The organism is Streptomyces sp. NPDC001480 (assembly GCF_042894725.1).
Taxonomy (GTDB): Bacteria; Actinomycetota; Actinomycetes; order Streptomycetales; family Streptomycetaceae; genus Streptomyces.
The window spans coordinates 231,295-253,270 of the sequence record NZ_JBIAVX010000010.1; the positions used below are offsets into that span (position 1 = coordinate 231,295).

The 21,976-nt window shown below is 70.9% G+C and carries 17 protein-coding genes and 1 pseudogene; 9 read left to right on the plus strand and 9 right to left on the minus strand.

Translation table 11 applies throughout. From position 1 onward, the window contains the following. Positions 1–130: 130 nt before the first annotated feature. Both ACFY01_RS26020 and ACFY01_RS26025 read right to left on the minus strand, forming a co-directional pair. A pseudogene (locus ACFY01_RS26020) lies at positions 131–685 on the minus strand (DedA family protein); the annotation flags it as partial. Beyond that, entirely contained in the window at positions 682–1,455 is a 774-nt protein-coding gene (locus ACFY01_RS26025) for an MBL fold metallo-hydrolase (RefSeq protein ID WP_390738136.1), read from the minus strand. The gene ACFY01_RS26025 and the pseudogene ACFY01_RS26020, both read right to left, overlap by 4 nt. 83 nt (positions 1,456–1,538) lie before the next feature. Between ACFY01_RS26025 and ACFY01_RS26030 the strand changes: the two genes are divergently transcribed. From ACFY01_RS26030 to dnaK, 4 genes are all read left to right on the plus strand, one after another. Further along, positions 1,539–1,970 carry a hypothetical protein gene (locus ACFY01_RS26030; protein ID WP_390738137.1) on the plus strand — a complete coding sequence of 144 codons (432 nt, stop codon included), beginning with the start codon at positions 1,539–1,541 and terminating at the stop codon, positions 1,968–1,970. Positions 1,971–2,067: 97 nt separating this feature from the next. After that, complete coding sequence (locus ACFY01_RS26035; protein ID WP_390738138.1) at positions 2,068–4,170, plus strand: phage holin family protein; 2,103 nt, start codon at positions 2,068–2,070, stop codon at positions 4,168–4,170. 183 nt (positions 4,171–4,353) lie between these two features. After that, positions 4,354–4,779 carry an OsmC family protein gene (locus tag ACFY01_RS26040; RefSeq protein ID WP_390738139.1) on the plus strand — a complete coding sequence of 142 codons (426 nt, stop codon included), beginning with the start codon at positions 4,354–4,356 and terminating at the stop codon, positions 4,777–4,779. A 152-nt stretch (positions 4,780–4,931) separates the two neighbouring features. Then, a complete protein-coding gene (gene dnaK, locus ACFY01_RS26045) occupies positions 4,932–6,812 on the plus strand; it encodes a molecular chaperone DnaK (protein ID WP_390738140.1) in 1,881 nt (626 codons plus the stop codon). A gap of 29 nt (positions 6,813–6,841) precedes the next feature. Here the strand turns inward: dnaK and ACFY01_RS26050 are convergent, their stop codons facing one another. From ACFY01_RS26050 to ACFY01_RS26060, 3 genes are all read right to left on the minus strand, one after another. Beyond that, on the minus strand, positions 6,842–7,657 hold the full coding sequence (locus ACFY01_RS26050; protein ID WP_390738141.1) for an SAM-dependent methyltransferase: 816 nt from the start codon (positions 7,655–7,657) through the stop codon (positions 6,842–6,844). Positions 7,658–7,738: 81 nt separating this feature from the next. After that, positions 7,739–8,602: a helix-turn-helix domain-containing protein gene (locus ACFY01_RS26055; protein ID WP_390738142.1), complete on the minus strand. Its 864-nt coding sequence runs from the start codon at positions 8,600–8,602 to the stop codon at positions 7,739–7,741. A 99-nt stretch (positions 8,603–8,701) separates the two neighbouring features. After that, positions 8,702–9,568 (minus strand): helix-turn-helix domain-containing protein, encoded by an 867-nt coding sequence (locus ACFY01_RS26060; protein ID WP_390738143.1) that lies wholly within the window; start codon positions 9,566–9,568, stop codon positions 8,702–8,704. Positions 9,569–9,597: 29 nt separating this feature from the next. Between ACFY01_RS26060 and ACFY01_RS26065 the strand changes: the two genes are divergently transcribed. From ACFY01_RS26065 to ACFY01_RS26075, 3 genes are all read left to right on the plus strand, one after another. Continuing rightward, the gene (locus ACFY01_RS26065) at positions 9,598–10,701 is read left to right on the plus strand and encodes an ADP-ribosylglycohydrolase family protein (protein WP_390738144.1); all 1,104 of its coding nucleotides are present in this window, start codon (positions 9,598–9,600) and stop codon (positions 10,699–10,701) included. Between the two features lie 226 nt (positions 10,702–10,927). Beyond that, entirely contained in the window at positions 10,928–11,233 is a 306-nt protein-coding gene (locus ACFY01_RS26070; RefSeq protein ID WP_390738145.1) for a 4a-hydroxytetrahydrobiopterin dehydratase, read from the plus strand. A gap of 5 nt (positions 11,234–11,238) precedes the next feature. Then, positions 11,239–11,988: a class I SAM-dependent methyltransferase gene (locus ACFY01_RS26075; protein ID WP_390738146.1), complete on the plus strand. Its 750-nt coding sequence runs from the start codon at positions 11,239–11,241 to the stop codon at positions 11,986–11,988. Here the strand turns inward: ACFY01_RS26075 and ACFY01_RS26080 are convergent. Then, positions 11,951–12,433 (minus strand): hypothetical protein, encoded by a 483-nt coding sequence (locus ACFY01_RS26080; protein WP_390738147.1) that lies wholly within the window; start codon positions 12,431–12,433, stop codon positions 11,951–11,953. The genes ACFY01_RS26075 and ACFY01_RS26080 overlap by 38 nt on opposite strands. Further along, entirely contained in the window at positions 12,430–12,909 is a 480-nt protein-coding gene (locus tag ACFY01_RS26085) for a hypothetical protein (RefSeq protein ID WP_390738148.1), read from the minus strand. The genes ACFY01_RS26080 and ACFY01_RS26085 overlap by 4 nt, the downstream gene beginning before the upstream one ends. Before the next feature lie 39 nt (positions 12,910–12,948). Between ACFY01_RS26085 and ACFY01_RS26090 the strand changes: the two genes are divergently transcribed. Further along, positions 12,949–13,917, plus strand: coding sequence for a helix-turn-helix transcriptional regulator (locus ACFY01_RS26090; protein ID WP_390738149.1), 969 nt, complete (start codon positions 12,949–12,951; stop codon positions 13,915–13,917). 37 nt (positions 13,918–13,954) lie between these two features. Beyond that, positions 13,955–15,844, plus strand: a complete 1,890-nt coding sequence (locus tag ACFY01_RS26095) for a rhamnogalacturonan lyase (RefSeq protein WP_390738150.1) — start codon at positions 13,955–13,957, stop codon at positions 15,842–15,844. 395 nt (positions 15,845–16,239) lie between these two features. On the opposite strand, the gene ACFY01_RS26100 is transcribed toward ACFY01_RS26095, so the two are convergent. Continuing rightward, complete coding sequence (locus ACFY01_RS26100) at positions 16,240–18,933, minus strand: cellulose binding domain-containing protein (protein ID WP_390738151.1); 2,694 nt, start codon at positions 18,931–18,933, stop codon at positions 16,240–16,242. A 101-nt stretch (positions 18,934–19,034) separates the two neighbouring features. Further along, on the minus strand, positions 19,035–21,950 hold the full coding sequence (locus tag ACFY01_RS26105; protein WP_390738152.1) for a glycoside hydrolase family 48 protein: 2,916 nt from the start codon (positions 21,948–21,950) through the stop codon (positions 19,035–19,037). Positions 21,951–21,976 lie beyond the last annotated feature (26 nt).

A 21,976-nucleotide genomic window follows, 5' to 3' on the forward strand; every position in this document is an offset into this window, starting at 1 on the left:
GTGGGCCGGGGGGGGGGGGGGATCCGGCACCGTGGCGCCCCCGCCTTGTTTCCCCCCGGGGGCCCGGGGGGCCCCGGGGGGGGGGCCCCCCCCGGCGGGGGGGGGCCCCCCCCCCCGGGGCCGGCCCCCCCGCCGCGACCACGCCCTCCCACGGGCGGGGGAACAGCGACCCGCCGAGGATCCCGATCACCTGATACGTCGCCGCCCACGCCAGACACGCGGGCAGATTGCCCCGCGCGAACCGTCTCAGCGGCCACTCGGCCATCAGACAGGCCAGCATCACCGGGATCCGCCCCGCCGGCACCAGCCGGGACAGCACCAGCACCGCCACATTGTGCTCGGCGAGCTTCCCCTGCGCCTGCGTCAGCCGCTCCTCCGGCGCCCGCTGCCGGATCGCCGCCAGCCACCGCGACCCGTTCTTCGACCCCATTCCACGCCGCCCGAGCCAGTACAGCGCCGCGTCCCCGAGGAACGCCGCCACCGACGCCGTCACGAACACCAGCGCCAGCGAGAACGGCGCCGTCTGATGGAACGCCACCACCGCGGCGGAACTCACCAGCGCGCCCGTCGGCACCACCGGCACCAACGCCCCGATCAGCACCAGCAGGAACAGCGACGGATACCCGAGGGCCTGCTGGGTCGACTCGGCCGGCACGAGCGTCACGACGGCGGCGAGCCGTATCACCGCGCAACCTCCAGGCGCACGCTCTCCCCGTGCCCCAGCCGGTGCACCACCACCCCCGGCGCGTGCGCCGCCGCACGCCGCACGAACTCGTCACCCGGCGCATGGAACTCGTGCGGGCGCACCGCGTCCATACCGATCGGCCAGTACGTCCCGTAGTGCACCGGCACCGCGACCCGCGGCGCCAGCCCGGCCAGCGCCCGCGCCGCCCGCCCCGCGTCCAGGTGCCCCTCGCCGAGGTACGGGCCCCAGCCGCCCACCGGCAGCAACGCCACGTCCACCGGCCCGACCTCCTCGGCCATCGACTCGAACAGGCCCGTGTCCCCGGCGAAGTACGTCCGCGCGTCCCCTTCCACGACATACCCGAGCGCGGGGGAGCGGTGCGGCCCCACCGGCAGCCGCCGCCCGTCGTGCCGCGCGGACACCACCCGCACCACCAGCGGACCCACCTCCACCCGGTCCCCGGGCACCACCTCCGTGATCCGCAAGGCCTCGAGCCGGCGCAGCCCCGGCACCGCACGGGGCGCGCCCCGGGGCACGAGCAGGCGCGTGCCCGGCGCGAGCCGCGCCAGCGACGGCACATGCAGATGGTCGGCGTGCAGATGCGACACCAGCGCCACGTCCGCGTGCCACGCCCCCGGCGGCGGCAGCGCACCCCGCCGTCGGCGCAGATGCGCGAGCCGGCGGGCGAACAGAGGATCGGTGAGCACCCGCGTGTCCGAATCCTCGACCGTGCAGGTGGCGTGACCCCACCAGGTGATCTCCACCGGCACCGCATTGCCTCCTTCGTGCGACTCCCCGAAGCCTACGGGCAGGAGTAGGGTCGGCGGGAAAACCCGGAGGTGAGGGGGACGCCATGGGACAGGTACGGGTTGCCTCCGGCAGGGCCGCGCTGGTACGGGTCACCGCGATCGCCAGCCTGACTCCCCTGGAGGAGCTGGAGATCGACCCCTTCCTCGTCGACTCCCGCAGCCAGCACGCGATGTGCGCCCGCTGGGCCGCCGAGCACGGCTACGTCATCGCCCGCGAACTCCTCGTACGACGGCTGCGCCACGACCACGCGGCGCTCTGGGACGGCGTCCGCCCCGGACTCGACCTGTTCGTCGCCCCCAGTCACCGCGTCCTGGAGTCCGCGCTGTCCTCCGTCGAGGAGTTCACCGCCGAAGCGAGCCGGCGCGGAGTGCGCGTGGAGACCGTCGGACGGGCCGAACCCCGCTACGACGCGCAGATGAAGGCACACGTGCACCGCAGACTGTCGATGCCCACCGCCGGCTACGACGGCCGGTAGCCGCGGGCAGCCGGGGCGGCCGCACGGCCCGTATGACAGGGTGGGGCATCGAACGCCCGCGGCGGCCGCGGGCCGGCGACGTCGAAGGAGCACGGGCGTGCGTGGCGGGCGGTGGCGGCGGATCGCCGGTCAGATCGGACGGAGCATCGCGGTATGGGTGGTCTCCACCCTCACCATGCTCGTGCTCGCCGGCCTCCTGCCCGACTTCCAGCTCCAGTCCGCCGACGGCGACAGCGCCACCCGCATCGCCGTCACCGCCGCGTTCGGCGCCGGCGCCTTCGGTGTCCTGTCGGCCGTCGTGTGGCCCCTCCTCGTACGGCTGCTGCTGCTCGTGCCCGCCCTCGTCCTCGGCCTGCTGGTGTTCTTCCTCAACGGCTCGCTGCTCCTGCTCGCCCTGCGGATCAACCCCTCCGGCGACAGCGAGGCCGCACCCGAGACCGCCGTCATCGTCGCCGCCGTGATGTCCGCCGTCGCCTCCGCCACGGGCGCCGCCCTCACCGTCCGCGACGACGACGCCTACCGGCGCAGACTGCACCGGCTCGCCGACCGCCGCCGAAGAGCCCACCCGCCCTGCCCGGCCGGACCCGGCACCGTCTTCGTCCAACTCGACGGCGTCGGCCACGACGTACTCACCGCCGCCGTCGCCAAGGGCGTGATGCCCACCGTCGGCCGCTGGCTCGCCGGCGGCGACGGCACGCCGCCCGCGTACCGGCTCACCCCCTGGCACACCGACTGGTCCAGCCAGACCGGCGCCAGCCAGCTCGGCATCCTGCACGGCAGCACCTTCGACGTCCCCGCCTTCCGCTGGTACGAGAAGGACCGGGGCGAGGTGATGGTATGCAATCGACCGGCGAGTGCCGCCGAACTCCAGCGCCGCGCCACATCGCATACAGGCGACGGCGGACTGCTCACCGTGGACGGCGCCAGCCGCGGCAACCTCTTCAGCGGCGGCGCCGACGAACAGGCCCTCGTGCTGTCCATCGCCACCCGTCGCCGCGGCCGTGAGAACCGCTCGCGGGCCGGCTACTTCGCGTACTTCTCCGACCCCGCCAACGCCGTCCGCACCGCCCTGTCCTTCATCGCCGAGGTCGGCCGCGAGATCGGCCAGTCCACCCACGCCCGGCTGCGCAAGCAGCGCCCACGCGTGGGCCGCGGCGGCCTCTACCCGTTCGTCCGCGCCTTCGCCACCGTCGTCGAACGGGACGTCGTCGTCACCGCCGTCATGGGCGACATGCTCGCCGGCCGCACCGCCGTCTACGCCGACCTCGTCGCCTACGACGAGGTCGCCCACCACTCCGGACCGCGCAGCCGCGACGCCGAGAAGGTCCTGGCCCGGCTCGACCGGTCCCTCGCCCTGATCGAGAACGTCGCCGAACACGCCCCCCGCCCCTACCGGATCGTCGTCCTGTCCGACCACGGGCAGAGCCCCGGTGAAACCTTCCGCGCCCGCTACGGCCTCACCCTCGCCGACCTCGTCCGCGCCGGCTGCGGCCTGCCCGTCCCACGCAAGGCCGAACGCACCCACAGCGGCGCCGAGGCCCGGGCCGCCGTCCGCGCCGCCCTGCGCCGCCCCGCCGAGACCCGCGGCGAACGCAGCCGCCCCGCCCGGCACTCCGAGCCGATCGTGCTCGCCTCCGGCAACCTCGGCCTGATCTCCTTCCCGGACGTCCACCACCGCATGACCAAGGAGGAGATCGACGCCCGCCACCCCGCCCTGCTCGCCACCCTCGCCAACCACCCCGGCGTCGGCTTCCTCCTGGTCAGCAGCGCCGAACACGACGGCGTGGTGCTCGGCGCGCACGGCGCCGAGGTCCCTCTCCGACGACTCGACGACGAACCCGGTCCGCTGGCCGTCTTCGGCCCCGGCGCCGCCGACGCCGTCCGCCGCACCCACTCCTTCCCGCACACCGCCGACATCATGGTCAACTCCTTCCACGACCCCGCAGACGGCGAAGTCCTCGCCTTCGAGGAGCAGATCGGCTCCCACGGCGGCCTCGGCGGCGCCCAGGCCCGCCCCTTCCTGCTGTCCCCGCTCGCCCTGTCCCCGCCCGCCGACGACGGCGAGCAGATCACCGGCGCCGAACAGGTGCACCGCGTCCTGCGCCGCTGGCTGCGCGAGTCCAACGGACCCGAGGTACCGGTCACGGACACCGAGGCGGACACCGACGCGGACACCGAGCGGGACAGGAGGGTCGCCTGAGCGCCGCTCGCCGTTCACCCGCGGTGAACCGGGTCCTGCGGGTACGACGGGCCGGAATGTGATCGGATGGGAGCGACGGAACCCGGACTACGGACCCGGACAAGGGAAGCCGGACCACGGATCCCGGACAACGGGCCCGCACTACGGATCCCGGACACGGAATCACACGCGAAAGGACACACCGTGGCTACCACGCGCACCGCACACACCGTCTGGGAAGGCAACCTGCTCGAGGGCAACGGCGTCGTCACCTTCGACTCCTCCGGCATCGGCCAGCAGCCGGTGTCGTGGCCGTCGCGCGCCGAGCAGGCGAACGGCAAGACCAGCCCCGAGGAGCTGATCGCCGCCGCCCACTCCAGCTGCTTCTCCATGGCGCTGTCGCACGGCCTGACCGGCGCCGGCACCCCGCCCACCAAGCTCGTCACCTCCGCCGACGTCACCTTCCAGCCGGGCGAGGGCATCACCGGCATCCACCTCACCGTCGAGGGCACCGTTCCCGGCCTCGACAACGACGCGTTCGTCGCCGCCGCCGAGGACGCCAAGAAGAACTGCCCCGTCAGCCAGGCCCTCACCGGCACCACCATCACCCTGTCGGCGAAGCTCGCCTGACCCCCGCCCCAGGACCCGTGCCGCGCCCTCCCACCGAGGGCGCGGCACCGTCTTGTCCGCCGGCCCCGGGGTACCGCCATTGACAACGGCCCACCCGCATCCTGTGCTGGGAAGGCGGAACGAGCCGGCGCCCTGGCGGAAGGGGAGAGCAGATGGCACGCGCGGTGGGAATCGATCTCGGAACCACGAACTCGGTGGTGGCCGTCCTGGAAGGCGGTGAGGCCACCGTCGTCGCCAACGCCGAGGGCGCACGGACCACACCGTCCGTCGTCGCCTTCGCCAAGAACGGCGAGGTACTCGTCGGCGAGGTCGCCAAACGGCAGGCCGTCACCAACGTCGACCGCACCGCCCGCTCGGTGAAACGCCACATGGGCGACCCCGACTGGCGCTTCCCAGAACAGGGCTCCGTCGACGGCACCCGCTACCGCGCCCAGGAACTGTCGGCACGGGTGCTCCAGAAACTCAAGCGGGACGCGGAGGCCTACCTCGGCGAGGACGTCACCGACGCGGTGATCACCGTACCGGCGTACTTCGACGACGCCCAGCGGCAGGCCACCAAGGAAGCCGGGGAGATCGCCGGCCTGAAGGTCCTCAGGATCATCAACGAGCCGACCGCCGCCGCCCTCGCCTACGGCCTCGACCGCGGCGAGGAACAGACCGTCCTCGTCTTCGACCTCGGCGGCGGCACCTTCGACGTCTCCCTCCTGGAGATCGGCGACGGCGTCATCGAGGTCAAGGCCACCAACGGAGACACCCACCTCGGCGGCGACGACTGGGACCAGCGGATCGTCGAACACCTCGCGGCACGCTTCAAGGGGCAGTACGGCATCGACCTCACCGGCGACAAGATGGCCGTGCAGCGACTGCGCGAGGCCGCCGAGAAAGCCAAGATCGAACTGTCGTCGTCCTCCGAGACCAGCATCAACCTGCCCTACATCACCGCCTCCGCCGAGGGCCCGCTGCACCTGGAGGAGAAACTGACGAGGGCCCAGTTCCAGGAGCTCACCGCCGACCTGCTCGACCGGTGCAGGACCCCCTTCCACCAGGCGGTCACGGACGCCGGCGTCCAGCTCTCCGCGATCGACCACGTCATCCTCGTCGGCGGCTCCACCCGCATGCCCGCCGTCACCGATCTCGTCAAGGAACTCACCGGCAAGGACCCCCACAAGGGCGTCAACCCCGACGAGGTGGTCGCCGTCGGCGCCACCCTCCAGGCCGGCGTCATCCGCGGCGACGTCAAGGACGTCCTCCTCCTCGACGTCACCCCGCTGTCCCTGGGCATCGAGACCAAGGGCGGCATCATGACCAAACTGATCGAACGCAACACCACGATCCCCACCCGCCGTTCGGAGATCTTCACCACCGCCACCGACAACCAGCCCTCGGTGGGCATCCAGGTCTACCAGGGCGAACGCGAGATCGCCGCCTACAACAAGAAGCTCGGCGTCTTCGACCTCACCGGCCTGCCGCCCGCCCCGCGCGGCGTCCCCCAGATCGAGGTCGCCTTCGACATCGACGCCAACGGCATCATGCACGTCTCCGCGAAGGACCTCGCCACCGGCCGCGAACAGAAGATGACCGTCACCGGCGGCTCCGCCCTGCCCAAGGACGACATCGACCGCATGATGCGGGAGGCCGAACAGTACGCCGAGGAGGACCGCGAACGCCGCGAGACCGCCGAGACCCGCAACCAGGCCGAACAACTCGTCTACCAGACCGAGAAGTTCCTCCACGACAACGGCGACAGGATCCCGGCCGACACGAAACCCGAGGTCGAGTCCGCCTGCGCGGAGGTCAGGAGCCTCCTCGAACAGAACGCGGAAACCAGCGCCCTGCGCACCGGCGTCGAGAAACTCGCCACCGTCAGCCAGAAGATGGGTCAGGCCATGTACGCCCAGACCCAACAGGCCCAACGGGCCCAGCAGACCCCCACCGACACCGCCGGACAGCACTCCGCGGCACCGGACGACGAAGGCGTCGTCGACGCGGAGATCGTCGACGACGACAAGAACACCAAGGGCGGAGCGGCCTGACCTGCCGCTGCGGACAGGGCCCGCGACCCTCAGGGCTTGCGGGCCACCCCCGCGTACACCGGCACGATGCCCTCCGCCTGGACCGCCACGTCCTCGGGCTCCGGCCGCCAGCCGGTCACCGGGATGACCCCCGGGCCCAACAACTCCAACCCGTCGAAGAAACGGGAGAACTCGGCGAGAGCACGCGGGTGGAACGGGGTCCCGTTGCGACGGAACAGACCGGCGGCCTTCTCGATCGCCTCCGGGTTCAGATCAGGAGTGACCTGGGACAGGATCAGAAAGCTGCCGGGCGCGAGCGCGTCGACGTACCCCTTGAGCAGGCCGTACACATCGTCCCCGTCGACCGCGTCACCGAGATAGTGCGTCAGCGCGACCATCGACAGCGCCACGGGCCGCGAGAAGTCCAGCGACCCGCCGGCCAGCCGCAGAATGGTGTCGGGATCGCGGACGTCCGCGTGCACGTACTCGGTGCTGCCCTCGGCGGAGCCGTGCAGCAGCGCCTCGGCGTGCCGCAGCACGATCGGGTCGTTGTCGGCGTACACGACCCTGGACTCCGCAGCCACCCGCTGCGCCACCTGGTGCAGGTTCGGCTCGGTCGGGATACCGGTCCCGATGTCGAGGAACTGCCGCACCCCCGCCTCGGCGACCACACGGACCGCCCGCTGCATGAACCGGCGGTTGGCACGCGCCCCGCGCACCACCGTGCCGTCCACGGCGAGGATCTTCCGCGCCAGCTCCTCGTCCACCGGGTAGTTGTCCTTGCCGCCCAGCCACCAGTCGTACACCCGGGCCGGATGCGGCCGGCTGGTGTCGATACGGGGGGCGGCGGCGTCGGATCCGGTCATACGGTGTGCGCTCCTCGGCGTGAGTCGGCTGAGCCGACGGGGACATGCGGGATGCGGAGAATGCCCTGCGACGGTGCCCGATCAGTACATCGCACGGCACTCCCGAAGGATCCTCAGGGTCCGCTGCACCGACGCCGCGCGCGCCGTCATGTGGTCCAGGACCTCCAGATGCGCGGAGACCTCCTTGCGGGAGTCCAGGTACAGGGCGCCGGTCAGGTACTCCGTGTAGACCATGTCCGGCAACTCCGGCTCGGCGAAACGGAACAGCGAGAACGGCGCGTACGTCCCCGGGTGCGGCCCGTTCGTGAACTCGGCCACCTGGATCGTGACACGGTCACGCTCGGCGTACTCCAGCAGCCTGTCCAACTGGTCGCGCATCACCTCGGCGTGCGCGCTCACCGGCCGCCGCAGCACCGTCTCATCCATGATCACCCACAGGTGCGGCGGATCCTCCCGCTCCAGCAACCCCTGCCGGGCCATCCGCAAGGACACATGCCGCTCGATCGTCTCCGGCCCGGTCTGACCGATCGTGCCCGCCTCCATCACCGCCCGCGCGTACTGCTCCGTCTGCAACAGACCGGGCACGAAGTGCGGCTCGTAGCAGCGGATGACCCGGGCGGCGCCCTCCAGACTCACGTACATGCTGAACCAGTCCGGCAGCACGTCGTGGAACCGCTGCCACCAACCGGGCTGGTTCGCCTCCTCGGCCAGCGTCACGAACGCCGTGGCCTCCTCCTCGGGCACACCGTACGTCGCCAGCAGCACCTGCACGTACGGGATCTTCAGCGCGACCTCGGCCATCTCCATCCGCCGCACGGTCGCCGACGCCACCCGCAGCACCCGGGCCGCCTCGTCACGCCCCAGCCCGGACGCCTCCCGCAACTCCTGCAACCGCTTGCCGAGCACCACCTGGCCAACGGTGGGCGCAGCCCGCCGCTCACTCACGCCACGCCCTCCCCTACGCGCCCAAGTACGCGAGCAGTGTGCCACGCGAGACGGCCTCGCACACCTGCTCGACCCCGAAAAGGGACGTCACAACTCCGGTCAACCGAGCAGCGAATGCAAGTACTTCGCCGTCGCCGGATCCGCCGGCAGGAACGTCTCGATCGCCAGCTCCGCGACCGTCACGTCCATCGGCGTGTTGAAGGTGGAGATCGAGGACACGAACGACAACACCCGCCCCTCGTGCTCGATCCGCATCGGCAACGCGAAGTACGCCACCGGCTCCGCCGGTTCCCCCGCGCCCCCCTCCTCGGGAACCGGATAGGCGGCCACCTCCTCGTACAGCGCGCGCAGCGCGTCCGAGCGGTGCAGCGCGATCTGCCGCGCCATCTGATCCAGCAGATGCCCGCGCCACTCCCTCAGATTACGGATGCGCGGCGCGAGCCCCTCCGGATGCAGCGTCAGCCGCATCGCGTTCGGCGCCGGCGCCAGCAACGACTCCGGCACACCCTCCAGCAGCATCGCGATGCCCCGGTTGGCGGCGACAACCGTGTACGTCGCGTCGACCACCAGCGCCGGATACGGCTCATAACCCGTGATCAGCCGCTCCATTCCGTCCCGCAGCGCGTCCAACCCCGGGTCGCTCAAAGGGGTCTCGGGGTAGTGCGGGGCGTAACCGGCGGCCAGCAGCAGGGCGTTGCGCTCCCGCACCGGCACGTCCAGATGCTCGGCCAGCCGCAGCACCATCTCCTCGCTCGGCCGCGACCGGCCCGTCTCGACGAAGCTGATGTGCCGGGCGGAGGAGTCGGCACGCAGGGCCAGTTCCAGCTGACTGATCCGCCGCCGCTCCCGCCAGGCCCGCAACAGCGGCCCCACTCCCTTGTCGGCGGGGATCACGGCGGTCGCGGTGCCGGAAACGGCAGGGGGCCCGGCCGGGGCGGCGGGACGAAGCGAGGACACAATGGTCATACGTACGACCGTAGTCGAGGAGTGTGCGCATGAACGACCCCTGGAAACCGTCCTGGGAGGCCACGGCCGTGTACCGGGCCAGAGTCCGAGGCTGCCTCCTCGGCGGAGCACTCGGCGACGCTCTCGGCTACCCCGTCGAGTTCAGCTCCCTCGACACCATCCGCGCCACACACGGCCCACGCGGCGTGACCGGACTCGTCCCCGACGCCGACGGCGTCACCGGCCGCATCAGCGACGACACCCAGATGACCCTCTTCACCGTCGAGGGCATCCGGCAGGCCGCCGAACGCGAACGACTCAAGGGCATCGGCGGCGGCTGGTCCCACCTGCTGCGCCAGGCCTACGCACGCTGGCTGGAGACCCAACTCAAACCCGGACCCGAGCCCAGCGACCCGGCCCACCCCACCGGCAGCCCCCACGAGGGCCCCCGCGGCGGCCTCGTCTCCGAACCCTGGCTGTACGCCCGGCGCGCCCCCGGCAACGCCTGCCTTTCCGGACTCGCCCATGACTTCGTCCCCGAACCCTGGACGGAACTCGGCCCGCCCGGACCCGTCAACCCCGACTCCAAGGGCTGCGGCGCCGTCATGCGCTCGGCACCCTTCGGACTCGCCCGCACCGACGCCGGCAGCGCCTTCGGGCTCGCCGCCCGCTGCGCCCAGATGACCCACGGCCACCCCACCGGCTACTACGCGGCCGGCGCGCTCGCCGCGATCGTGTCCCACATCGTCACCGGGGACTCCGTCGAGGGCGCCGTCCTGCGCACCCTGCGCCTGCTGGCCCACCACCCCGGCCACGACGAGACCACCACCGCCCTGACCCGGGCCCTCGACCTGGCCGCCGACGGCGACGGCACCCCCGAGAAGCTGGAGAGGCTCGGCGCCGGCTGGATCGCCGAGGAGGCCCTCGCCATCGGCGTCTACAGCGCCCTCGCCGCGCCACGCGTCGAGGACGCCCTGCTGCTCGCCGTCAACCACTCGGGTGACAGTGACTCCACCGGCTCCATCTGCGGGAACATCCTGGGAGCCCGGTACGGGGACCACGGGCTGCCGCACGGGTGGGTGGAGCGGGTGGAGGGGCGTGACCGGATCGCGGCGCTGGCGGACGATCTGGCGGCGGAGTGCGGGCGGGGGTGACGCCGGCGGCTGGTTGCCGACGATGACGGGGACGGTTCATTGTCGGCGATGACGGTCGATTGTCGACGATGATTGTCTACAGTCGTCGTCCACGATCGCCGTCCACCGTCGACGACCACCGCCCCCGAACCCCGGCATCACCCCGCAGCACCTTCCTGACCAGCGCCCCGGCGGCCCGCCTGTGGCAGGCTGAACAGGTACCCGACACCCAGGAAGGGAGCCAGGGATGGCCGTCGAACCGCTGTCGCAGAAGGAGATCGAGGACCGGCTGGCCGAACTGCCCGGCTGGTCCCTGGACGGCGACCGCATCGCCCGCTCCTACCGGCTCGGCTCGCACTTCGCGGCGACGGCGATGGTCGTGCACATCGCCCAGGTCCAGGACGAACTCGACCACCACTCCGACCTCACCCTCGGATACAACACGGTCTCGCTCACCGTGAACACGCACAGCGCGGGCGGCGTCGTCACCGAGAAGGACTTCGAACTCGCCCGCCGGGTGGAGGCACTCGCCGCGGGCCACGGAGCACACTGAGCCACGTGCTCGACTACGAGAAGGAAGCCGACGCCTACGACGCGACGCGCGGCGGCGAGGCCCGTGCCGCCGCGGCCGCCGAGGCGGTCCTCGGCCTGATACCCGACGGCGCCCACCGCCTCCTCGACGTCGCCTGCGGCACGGGCATCGTCACCCGCCGGCTGGCCGCGGCCCGGCCCGCCATGCGGGTCACCGGCGCGGACCTGGCCCAGGGCATGACCCGGATGGCCGCCGCCCGGCTGCCCGGGGCGGTGGTCCGGGCCGACAGCCGCCGCCTGCCCTTCCCCGACCGCACCTTCGACGCCGTGACCAGCGTGTGGCTGCTGCACCTGCTGGACGACCCCGCCGACGCCGACCGCATCGTCGGCGAGTGCGCCCGCGTCCTCAGACCGGGCGGCGTCTACGTCACCACCGTCGACAAGGCGGCCGCGCACGACGTCGGCAGCGACCTCGACGCCGTCCTCGCCCCGCGCCCGCGCCGCCCCGCCCAGGACGAAGCAGGCGCGGTCGCCGAGCACGCCGCCCGGCACGGTCTGCGTCCCGCCGGGCAGACGTCCTTCCGCGGCTTCGGACAGGGCCGCAGTCCCCGCGGCACCATCGCCGACCTGCGCCGCGGCTGGTTCACGGTGCTGCCGCCCGGCGACCCGCTGACCGAACGGTTCGCCGAGCGGCTGGCGGCCCTCCCGGACCAGGACCGGCCCCGCGACGACCCCTGCTTCAGCCTGCGCTCGTTCCGGAAGCCTCCGGCCGGGTGAACTCCATGACCCAGTTGGTCAGCCAGATCTCCCCGCCGTCCACCGAGAAGGCCTGCTCCCAGCGGGCGGCGGCGGGGGAGACCCCCGACCACACGTACCGCACCCGCACGTCCTTCCCGTCGTGCGTGTCGTCCCCGTGGAACTCGCCCCGGTCGCCCGCGAACCGGCCGACGACCGGCGGGAACACCTTCCCGCTGCGGCTGGACGACCAGTTCAGCGACCACTGACGGCTCTCCTGGTCGAAGAGCCGAAGGGTCAGCCCCTTGCAGCCCAGGTGCGGCATGTCGATCTCGTCGATGTTCGCGGCCCCGTCGAACAGGGGCCGGCAGTGGTTCGTCCCCGGGAACTCCTCCCAGGAGCTCTCCGGGTCGAGGAAGTCGGTGCGGCGGCGGTGGCGGACGGTCCACTCGCCGTGGAAGAAGTCGAAGTCGTGCGGGCTGCTCATGAGCGGTCTCCTGTGGTTCCTTCGGGCAGGGTGTCGGCCAGGTAGGCGGCCAGGTCCGGGCGTTCGGGTGCGAGCATGTGGCGCACCCACGCGTCGCGTTCGTGCAGGATCGGCGGCAGTTCCCAGACGCAGCCGATCCACGGCAGACCGGGCCGGACGAAGTGCGCCGGGTCGTCGTCGGGACAGCCCAGCACCGGCTGGCCGGCCGCCGCGCCGCCGAAGTGCAGCACGTTGTCCCACACCCAGCTGTACGCGTTCAGATAGGCGCCGTCGTCCCCTCCCCGGTGGAGGACGACGAACGTCGCCGGCGGCGTGCCGTCCGGCTCCGGCAGCAGCTCCGGCAGGATCGCGTACGCCGCCTTCTCCACCTCGGGCGCGATGCCCGCCGGGTCGGCGGTGACGTGGTAGCGCTTGACGCGCCGCCCGGCCACCTCGACCGGCGGCGGCACGGTCAGCAGTTTCTCCGTGAAGGCCATGCCCGCACGGTAGGACGGCTTCCCTGACATCCTGTGTCAGTGAAGTCCAGCCGCCTCGTCTCGATCGTCCTGCTGCTCCAGACCCGCGGCCGGATGACCGCCGCCCAGCTCGCCGGGGAACTGGAGGTGTCGGTGCGCACGGTCTACCGGGACGTCGAGGCGCTCAGCGCGGCGGGCGTCCCGCTGTACGGGGACGCGGGCCACGCCGGCGGGTACCGTCTCCTCGACGGCTACCGCACCCGCCTCACCGGCCTGACCACCGGCGAGACAGAGGCCCTCTTTCTCGCCGGAGCCCCCGGCCCCGCCGCCGAACTCGGCCTCGGACCGGTCCTGGCCGCCGCCCAGCTCAAGGTCCGTGCCGCCCTGCCGCCGGAACTGCGCGCCCACGCCGACCGGATCAGCGGCCGTTTCCATCTCGATGCGCCCGGCTGGTACGCGGACGCCGACCGGACTCCGTACCTGTCCACGGTGGCCGACGCCGTATGGAACAATCGCATACTGGATGTCGTATACCGGCGTTGGCGGGAGCCCACCGACGTGGAGCGCCGCCTGGAGCCGTACGGCCTCGTCCTCAAGGCGGGCCGCTGGTACGTCGTCGCCGGGCCCGGCCCGCGCACCTACCGCGTCGACCAGATCCTCCGACTGACCGTCCGGGACGAGGAGTTCACCCGCCCCGACGACTTCGACCTGACCGCGTTCTGGACGGCGTACCAGTGCGACTTCCACGACCGTCTGTACCGGGCCGAGGCCCTGATCCGGCTCGCCCCCGGCGCCCGTCTCACCGGCCCCGGGGCGGCGGCGGTGGCCGCGGGCGGCCGTACGGACGAGTCCGGGTGGACGGTGGCCTCCGTACCCATCGAGTCCGTCGAGCACGCCCACGGGGAGTTCCTGCGTCTGGGCACGGACATCGAGGTGCTCGAGCCCGCCGAACTGCGTGAGCGGATCGCCCGGACGGCGGCCGAGCTGGCCGAGCGGTACGGCAACTCCCTTGCCCCCGGCGGCAACTGAGAGGCGAACCCAGCCCCCTCCGCAGGAGGTTCGTCCCATGCAGCACCCGCACCCCCGTACCCGGCACCGGCAGCGTGGCCGCCGTGCCGTCCTCGCCGCCGTGGTGGCCGCGGCGTCGCTGGTCGGCGCCGGACTGACCGCCCTCACTCCCGGCAACGCCGAGGCCGCCACCGCCCGGCAGGTCGAGAAGCTGGACCGCGGCCTGGTCAGCGTCCACACCGACAGCGGCAACCTGATCAGCTGGCGCTGGCTCGGCACCGACCCGGACAACGTCTCCTTCAACGTCTACCGGGCCGGAACGAAGGTCAACTCCGGCCCCGTCACAGGCTCCACGAACTACTTCCACTCCGGCGCCCCGGCCTCCGCCGACTACACGGTCCGGGCCATCGTCAACGGCGTGGAGCAGGCCGACTCCGAGCACGCCCTCCAACTCCGCACCGGATACAAGGACGTGCCCATCACCCCGCCCGCCGGCGGCACCACACCGGACGGCGTCGCCTACACCTACGAGGCCAACGACGCCTCCGTCGGCGACCTCGACGGCGACGGGCAGCTGGACCTGGTCCTGAAGTGGCAGCCGACCAACGCCAAGGACAACTCCCAGTCCGGATACACCGGCGACACCGTCCTCGACGGCATCAAACTCGACGGCACCCGCCTGTGGCGCATCGACCTGGGCCGTAACATCCGTTCCGGCGCCCACTACACGCAGTTCCAGGTGTACGACTACGACGGCGACGGCAAGGCGGAGGTCGCCATGAAGACCGCCGACGGCACCGTCGACGGAACCGGTACCGTCATCGGCAGCGCCTCGGCCGACTACCGCAACTCCAGCGGATACGTCCTGTCCGGCCCGGAGTACCTGACCATGTTCAACGGGCAGACGGGCAAGGCGATGCAGACCGTCGACTACGTCCCCGCCCGCGGCACGGTCTCCTCCTGGGGCGACTCCTACGGCAACCGCGTCGACCGCTTCCTGGCGGGCACCGCCTACCTGGACGGCTCCCGCCCTTCCCTGATCATGGCCCGCGGCTACTACACCCGGACCGTGATCGCGGCCTGGGACTGGCGGGGCGGCACCTTCACCCGTCGCTGGACCTTCGACACCAACTCCTCCACCAACAGCGGCATGGGCTACGACGGCCAGGGCAACCACCAGCTGTCCGTCGCGGACGTCGACGGCGACGGCAAGGACGAGATCGTGTACGGGTCGATGGCCGTCGACGACAACGGCTACGGCCTGTGGACGACGAAGAACGGCCACGGCGACGCCATGCACGTCGGCGATCTCGACCCGTCCCGGCCCGGCCTGGAGGAGTTCAAGGTCGACGAGGACTCCTCGAAGCCGGCGTCCTGGATGGCGGACGTGAAGACCGGGCAGATCCTGTGGTCGACGGCGGCGAACGGGGACAACGGCAGAGGCGTCTCGGGAGACGTCTGGGCGGGCAGCCCCGGCGCCGAATCCTGGTCGTCCCACGCCGACGGGGTGCGCAACCCGCAGGGCACCGTGGTGGCGAGCCGCAAACCGGGCAGCATCAACTTCGTGAGCTGGTGGGACGGCGACACCGTCCGTGAACTCCTCGACGACACCCACATCGACAAGTACGGCACCTCGTCCGACACCCGGCTGCTGACCGGATCCGGCGTCCACTCCGACAACGGCACCAAGGCGACCCCCGCCCTGTCCGGGGACATCCTCGGCGACTGGCGCGAGGAGGTCGTGTGGCCCACCACCGACAACAAGGCACTGCGCATCTACTCCACGCCGTACGAGACGGGCACGCGCATAACGACGCTGCTGCACGACACCCAGTACCGCACGGCACTCGCATGGCAGAACACCGCATACAATCAACCGCCCCACCCGAGCTTCTTCATCGGCGACGGGATGGCGACGGCACCGAGGCCTGCGGTATACACCCCCTGAGCCGGTAAATGACGGCTACACCGATCTTGGGCACACTTTCATCCCTGCGGGGACCAATGAGCACCAACATCACGCCACCGCCCATGCCCGGATACGGCCCGGCCGTTCCGCCACCGCCACCGCCCAAGAAGACCAACACGGTCGTCGTCGCGACCGCGGCAGCCGCCATGGGCGCCGTGGTCGCGGCCGACGAAGGGGCCGGCCTCACGCCCGACGAGACCGACGACGGGGTCTACGCCCTGACCGACACGGTCACCTACGAAGGCGGCGGCAAAAGCCTCGACGCTACGATGCATCAATGTGCCCTGGGGTTGCGGACTCCCCAAGAACCAGAAGCTCATTTCCGCCAAGTAGCGGACGGGACGCGTGCCCGCCGTGGCACGCGCCCCCGGTCGTCAGCCGACCGTACAGCTCTGGTCGCCCAGCTTGAACGACGTCGGTTTCGTATTGGCACCCGACCAGCTCCCGGTGAAGCCGAAGCCCACCGAGGAACCCGCCGCCACCGCGCCGTTCCAGCTCACGTTCTTCGCGCTGACCGCCGCGCCCGACTGCGTGTAGTCGGCGTTCCACAGCTGGGTGACCTTCTGCCCGTCGGTGAAGGACCAGCCGAGCGACCAGCCGGTCCAAGCGGTCGAACCGGTGTTGGTCAGCTGGACATCGGCCTGGAAGCCGCCCGACCACTGGTTCGTGATCTTGTACGTCACCGCGCAGGCACCGGTCGGCGTCGGATCCGTTCCGCCTCCGCCGCCTCCGCCGCCTCCGCCGCCTCCGCCGCCGTCACCCCCGCCTCCGCTCGTGTCGGAGGTGTCGCCGTAGACGACCCCCCGCCCGTTCGTCGACACGTACACCCGCCCGTACACCCGCGGGTCACCGGTGATCGCCGCACCCGTCCAACCCCACTGGTGTGCATCGTCGTTGACACGGGTCCAGCTCGCCCCCTTGTCGGTCGACCGGAAGATGCCCCGCACCCCGCCGATCTTCGCGCTGCTGTACAGCGTCTGGTACGAGGCCCCCGCAGCCGCCTTGCCGAAGCCGATCGTGTCGGCCTGCTCGACGTTCGACAGCTTGGTGAAGCTCGCGCCGCCGTTCGTCGAGTGCCACAGCCCGTACGCCCCGTCGCTCGCACCGCCCGCCAGCCACACATCGCCCTTGACACCGGGCAACGCCTTGAAGCGCACGCTGTCACCGCCGGGCAGCCCGGTCGCCGAGGAAGCGGCGAAGGTCGCACCGCCGTCCGAACTCACATAGAACTTGCCCGACTTGAAACCGTAGAAGGTCTTCGGGTCCACCCGGTCGGACTCGACGACCGCCCCGGACGGAATCCCGCTCGACGCCGACCAGGACGAACCGAAGCCCGTCGTGTACTGCACGCCCGTACCCGCCGGACTCCACACGAACCGGCTGCCGTCGGCGCTCGCCGCCACCGTGCCGCCGCCGCTGACACCCGAAGGATCCGTGCCCGCGAACCAGTTGGCGCCGTTGTCGGTCGAGAACGCCACGTGCGGACCGGAGTCCAGATTGCCGACGCGCACCACCGTGTTCGGGTTGGTCTCCGCGAAGTCCAGGCTGGTGGTCGTGGTGAAGGTGGGCGAGGTGAACATCATCGACGGCACCTTCGACAGATCCGTGTGCCGGAAGCCGCCGACGTCACCCAGGGCACTGAAGAGCTGGGTGCCGCCGGCCGGGGGAGAGGCCAGGTCGTTGACGGCCGTCTCCTCCAGGCCCTGCACCATCGGCTTGACGGTGAACTGCCCGCCGCTGTCCCAGTTCGTCAGGTTCTCCGTCCCGTACAGCGTCGCACCCGTTCCGTACATCATCCGCGCGGAGTTGAAAGGATCGATCTCCAGCGACTCCGTCATCCAGCCCAGCTTCGGGCTCTGTTCGGGCGGCGACGGGTTCGCGCCGAAGGTCAGCCACGGGGACGACGACACGTCGATGGTGTAGCGGTTCGAGCGGTTGGGGTACGACGTGTAGTCCCAGGCCTTCGTCCAGGTGCCGCCGCTGTCCGTGGAGCGGAAGATCTGGGTGTCCGGCCACCAGGAACTGTATGCGGTCGCCATCACCGTGCCCGGATGCTGCCGGTCGACCGTCAGACCGCTGAAGCCGTAGTACGTGTCGGCCTCGGCGACCGGGCTGACGTTGGTCCAGGTGCCGGTCGCCGTCGCGTACCGCCACAGCTGGCCCTTGCCGCCGTCGTACGGACCGCCCTTGTCGCTGTATGCGATATACAGGTAGCCGTTCTTCGTATCCAGTACACCCTTGTGCGCCAGATAGCCGGTCGGCTGCCCCGCCAGCCGCGACCACGTCGCACCGGCGTCCGTCGACCGGTACACCGCGTTGTCCTTGTCCGCCACCCCGACGTAGATCGTCTTCGTCGCGCTGCCCGACGTACCCGTGGACTCGTCGAAGGTGACCCAGACGATCCCCTGGTTGTCACTGGCGTATCCGGTCGTGTCGCTCGGGTCCTGCTGGTAGTTGCCGGGGTTGGGGAAGGCCGTCACCTGCGACCAGGTCACCCCGGAGTCCGTCGACCGCCACAGTCCCTTGCCGCTGGGCGCGCCCAGGTACAGGACGCTGTCCTTGTTGGGGTCGATCGCCAGACGCTCGCCCATGCCCCGGCCGGGCATGTTGCCGCCCAGCTTGAACGGCAGGTCCGTCTTCTGCCAGCTCGCGCCCCGGTCGGCGGAGCGCAGCACCGCGCCGTTCCCGGGGTCCCAGCTGTTGGTGTACGTACCGACGGCCGCATACACCTTGTTCGGATCCACCGCGTCCGAAGCGAGGCTGACGACACCCGTGTGACCCCAGTCGCTCCAGCCGACCGAGTCCAGCAGCGGGGTCCAGGTCTTCGTCGACTCCTGCCAGCGGTAGGCGCCGCCGATGTCCGTGCGGGCGTATACCAGGTTCTTCTCGGAGCGGTTGAACACGATGCCGGGGACGAAGCCACCGCCGTCGATCCGGGCGTTCTTCCAGGTGTAGGTGTCGGCCGCGAGCGTCACCTTCGGTGTGCTCGCGGCCAGCGCGGGCGGACTGCCCGCCAGCAGGCCGACGGCCAGCGCCAGAACTGCCGTGAGAGTACGCGTTCTTCGCACGGTGGGGGTCCTTCCTTCGGGGAGGAGGGCGTGACGACCGGGCGGCCCCCAGTGCGGGTGGGGGCCGCCCGGTCCGGCGTACACGGAGCGGTAGCGGGGACTTATTCGAGGAGCTCCGCGTACGAACCCATGGCCATGGCGATGTCCGCCTGGGCCCAGAACCGGTGGTACGTGAAGACGGGCGCGGCACCGCCCGCCAGGTAGCTCGAGATCTTCGACCAGGCCGGGTCGTTCTTGTAGAAGGACCTCAGCGAGATGAAGGTCGAGGACGAGTTGATCGCGTCACCGTTCGGCATCTTGCCGCTGAAACCGCTCGGCACGTACACGCTGTCGTCGAAGCGGTTGTAGTCGGTACGGGTCTCCGGCACGGCGATGCCCAGGCTGTCCTGGTAGTTGTTCCACATGCCGTCCAGCAGCGCCTTGGCCGTCGACTTCGCCGTCGCATCACCGGACTTGGCGGCGTAGTACGTCAGCGTCTTGGCGTAGGCGGCCGCCACGCCGACGTCGTTGGTGTAGTCGGCGACGGTGACGTGCAGCCCGCTGTTGGTGCCGGGGGAGGAGGCGTTCCAGGTGTCGGGCTGGCCCGACCACTGGAGCGTCGACGGGATCAGATAGGTGCCGTCCGGGTTGACCGTGGTCTTGGACAGCGCCCACTTGACCCACTTGTCGAGGATCGCCTTGGCGGTGGCGTTCCCCGTCTGCTGGTAGTACTCGGCGACCCGCTCCATCGACCACGCCTGGAACCCGAACCACTGGTTGGACGGCGGGTCGTGATAGACGGGCTGCCAGTCGTAGTACATGCCGTAGAAGGTCGACGTGCCCGCCGGCGGGGTCGCGTACCGGCCCTGCCAGCTGTTGGTGGCGCCTCCCGCGATGGCGCCCTCGGAGGACTGCAGCCACTGGTAGAACTCCAGCTGCCGCTGGAGCGACTTGCTCCAGTCCGTCGCACCCGTCGCCGACTTCGGCTTCAGATCGGCGTAGGAGCTGAGCGCGTACGCCGCGAGGGGGTTCTGGTAGCCGCCGTGCACGTGGCTGGAGCCGATACGCCAGGCCCAGCCCGCGCTGGTGTCCGTCGCGCCGCCCCACGCGTAGTACCAGGACAGCAGGTAGTCCGAGGCGTCCTTGCCGGTGCCGGCCGGGCAGGAGGAGGCTCCGACACAGTTGCCGATTTTCTTGAAGTACTTGTCGTACATCGCATACCGCAGGTAGTCGCCCATCTTCGCCGCCTTGGTGACGGTGGCCGACACGTCGCTGCCCTTGCCCTGCGCCTTCGCCCAGACGTCCGCCCAGTACGCGGCCTGCACCGCACGCGCGTCGGCGTCCGGGGCGTCCGTGTACTTCCACTGCTTGGCGTAGGAGGAGTCGCCGGTGAACAGGTCCAGGTACCCGTTGGTGCCGCCGTACTTGAAGGCGTCGCAGGTCGGCTGCGGCACCGTCTCCCAGACCGACTCCTGCGGGCCGCGCTGGAAGGTGTTGATGTACGACGGTCCGGTGGCCGTCGGGCCGGCCTCGCACTTGCCGGGCTCGTTGCCGTAGCCGTAGACGTTGTCGACATCCTGGAGCCAGTGCATACCGTATACGTCGCCCGTCCCGTATGCGGTCTTCAGCTCACCGGCGATCGGATCCGAACCGACCTGCACCGACGTGTCCAGCTTCGCCGGATACTCGTTCGGCGTGTCCAGCTCGGGCGCGTACGTCGCGGGCTTCGAGGCGTTGTAGAAGGAGTTGGTCGGCTGGTCGGCGTGGGTCGGGATCATGTACTTCTCCATCAGATCCCAGGCGCCGTTGAACTTCGACCAGTCACCGGTGACCTTGCCGTACATCGCCTGAAGCCAGAGAAGGTAACTGTAGGCCTCCGACGTGGTCTCGTGACCCTGGTCCGGGGCCTCGACGATCAGCGTCTCGACCGAGTGGTAGGGGATGCCCTCGGGGGAGAAGTAGCCGTTCGCCGGGTTGGTGATCTTCCCGTACAGGTCCAGGAAGCGGGCGTCGTACGCCTTCGACGCCGCCAGCTCCGTCACGCTCACCGTCGCCTTGGTGTGACCGGTCGCCGAGGCGGTGAAGGTCGCCGCGCCCGTGCCCGAGGAATCGGCCGTGATGGTCACCGTCTGCGCGGTGTTCCAGTTGGACGGCGTGAACGTCAGCGACGATCCGCCGGTCACGCTGAGGCCCGTGTTGCCGTCCGTACGGGCCACGCTCACCGAGACGTTGGCGCTCGGCTGTGTCGACAGCTTCACCGAGAACGTCCCCGTCTTACCCTGCTGGACACCCAGTTGGGTGGGCGAGGCCACCACGGCGGGCCCCGAGGCGACCGTGATGCCGACCGGCGTCGACGCGGCGGAGGCGCCCAGGCTGTCGTACGCCTTCGCCACCAGAGAATGACTGCCCACGGTCAAAGTTGAGGCCGAGAGCGAGTACGGCGCGCTGGTGTCCGTGCCGAGCAGCGTGGTGTCGTCGTAGAACTCCACCTTGCTGATCGTCGCGTTGTCGGCGGCCGCCGCGGTCGCCGCCAGCGGAACCGCGTCCCCCTGTGTGTAGACCGCGCCCGCGGCGGGGCTGGTCAGCACGGTGACGGGTGGCTGGTGCGCGCCGACGCAGGCGGTGCCGTTGATCGCGAAGCCGGTCGGAGCGGTGTTGGTACCGCTGTAGGTGAACTGCGCGCCGGTGCTCACGGCCGCGCCGGCGGCGATCGTCCCGTTGTACGAGGCGTTCTGCACGGTGACCGACTGGCCGGACTGGGACCAGGTGCCGTTCCAGCCGTTGAGGAGCTTCTGATTGCCCGAGTAACCGTACGTCACGGTCCAGCCGTTGACGGCGTCCGTGCCGCGGTTGGTGAGGGTGAGGTCGGCGGTGAAGCCGGAGCCCCAGTCGTTGGTCTTGTAGTCGACGCTGCACTGGAGTGCCGCCGCGTGCGCGGGTGCCGTTCCCGTGGCGAGCATTGTCACGGGAAGGGCGAGCGCCGCGACGACGGCCGTCCACAACCGTCGCGCGGCTCTGAGCCTCCGTCCGGGATGCATGTGCTGGTTCCTCCTTGCGGCTCGGA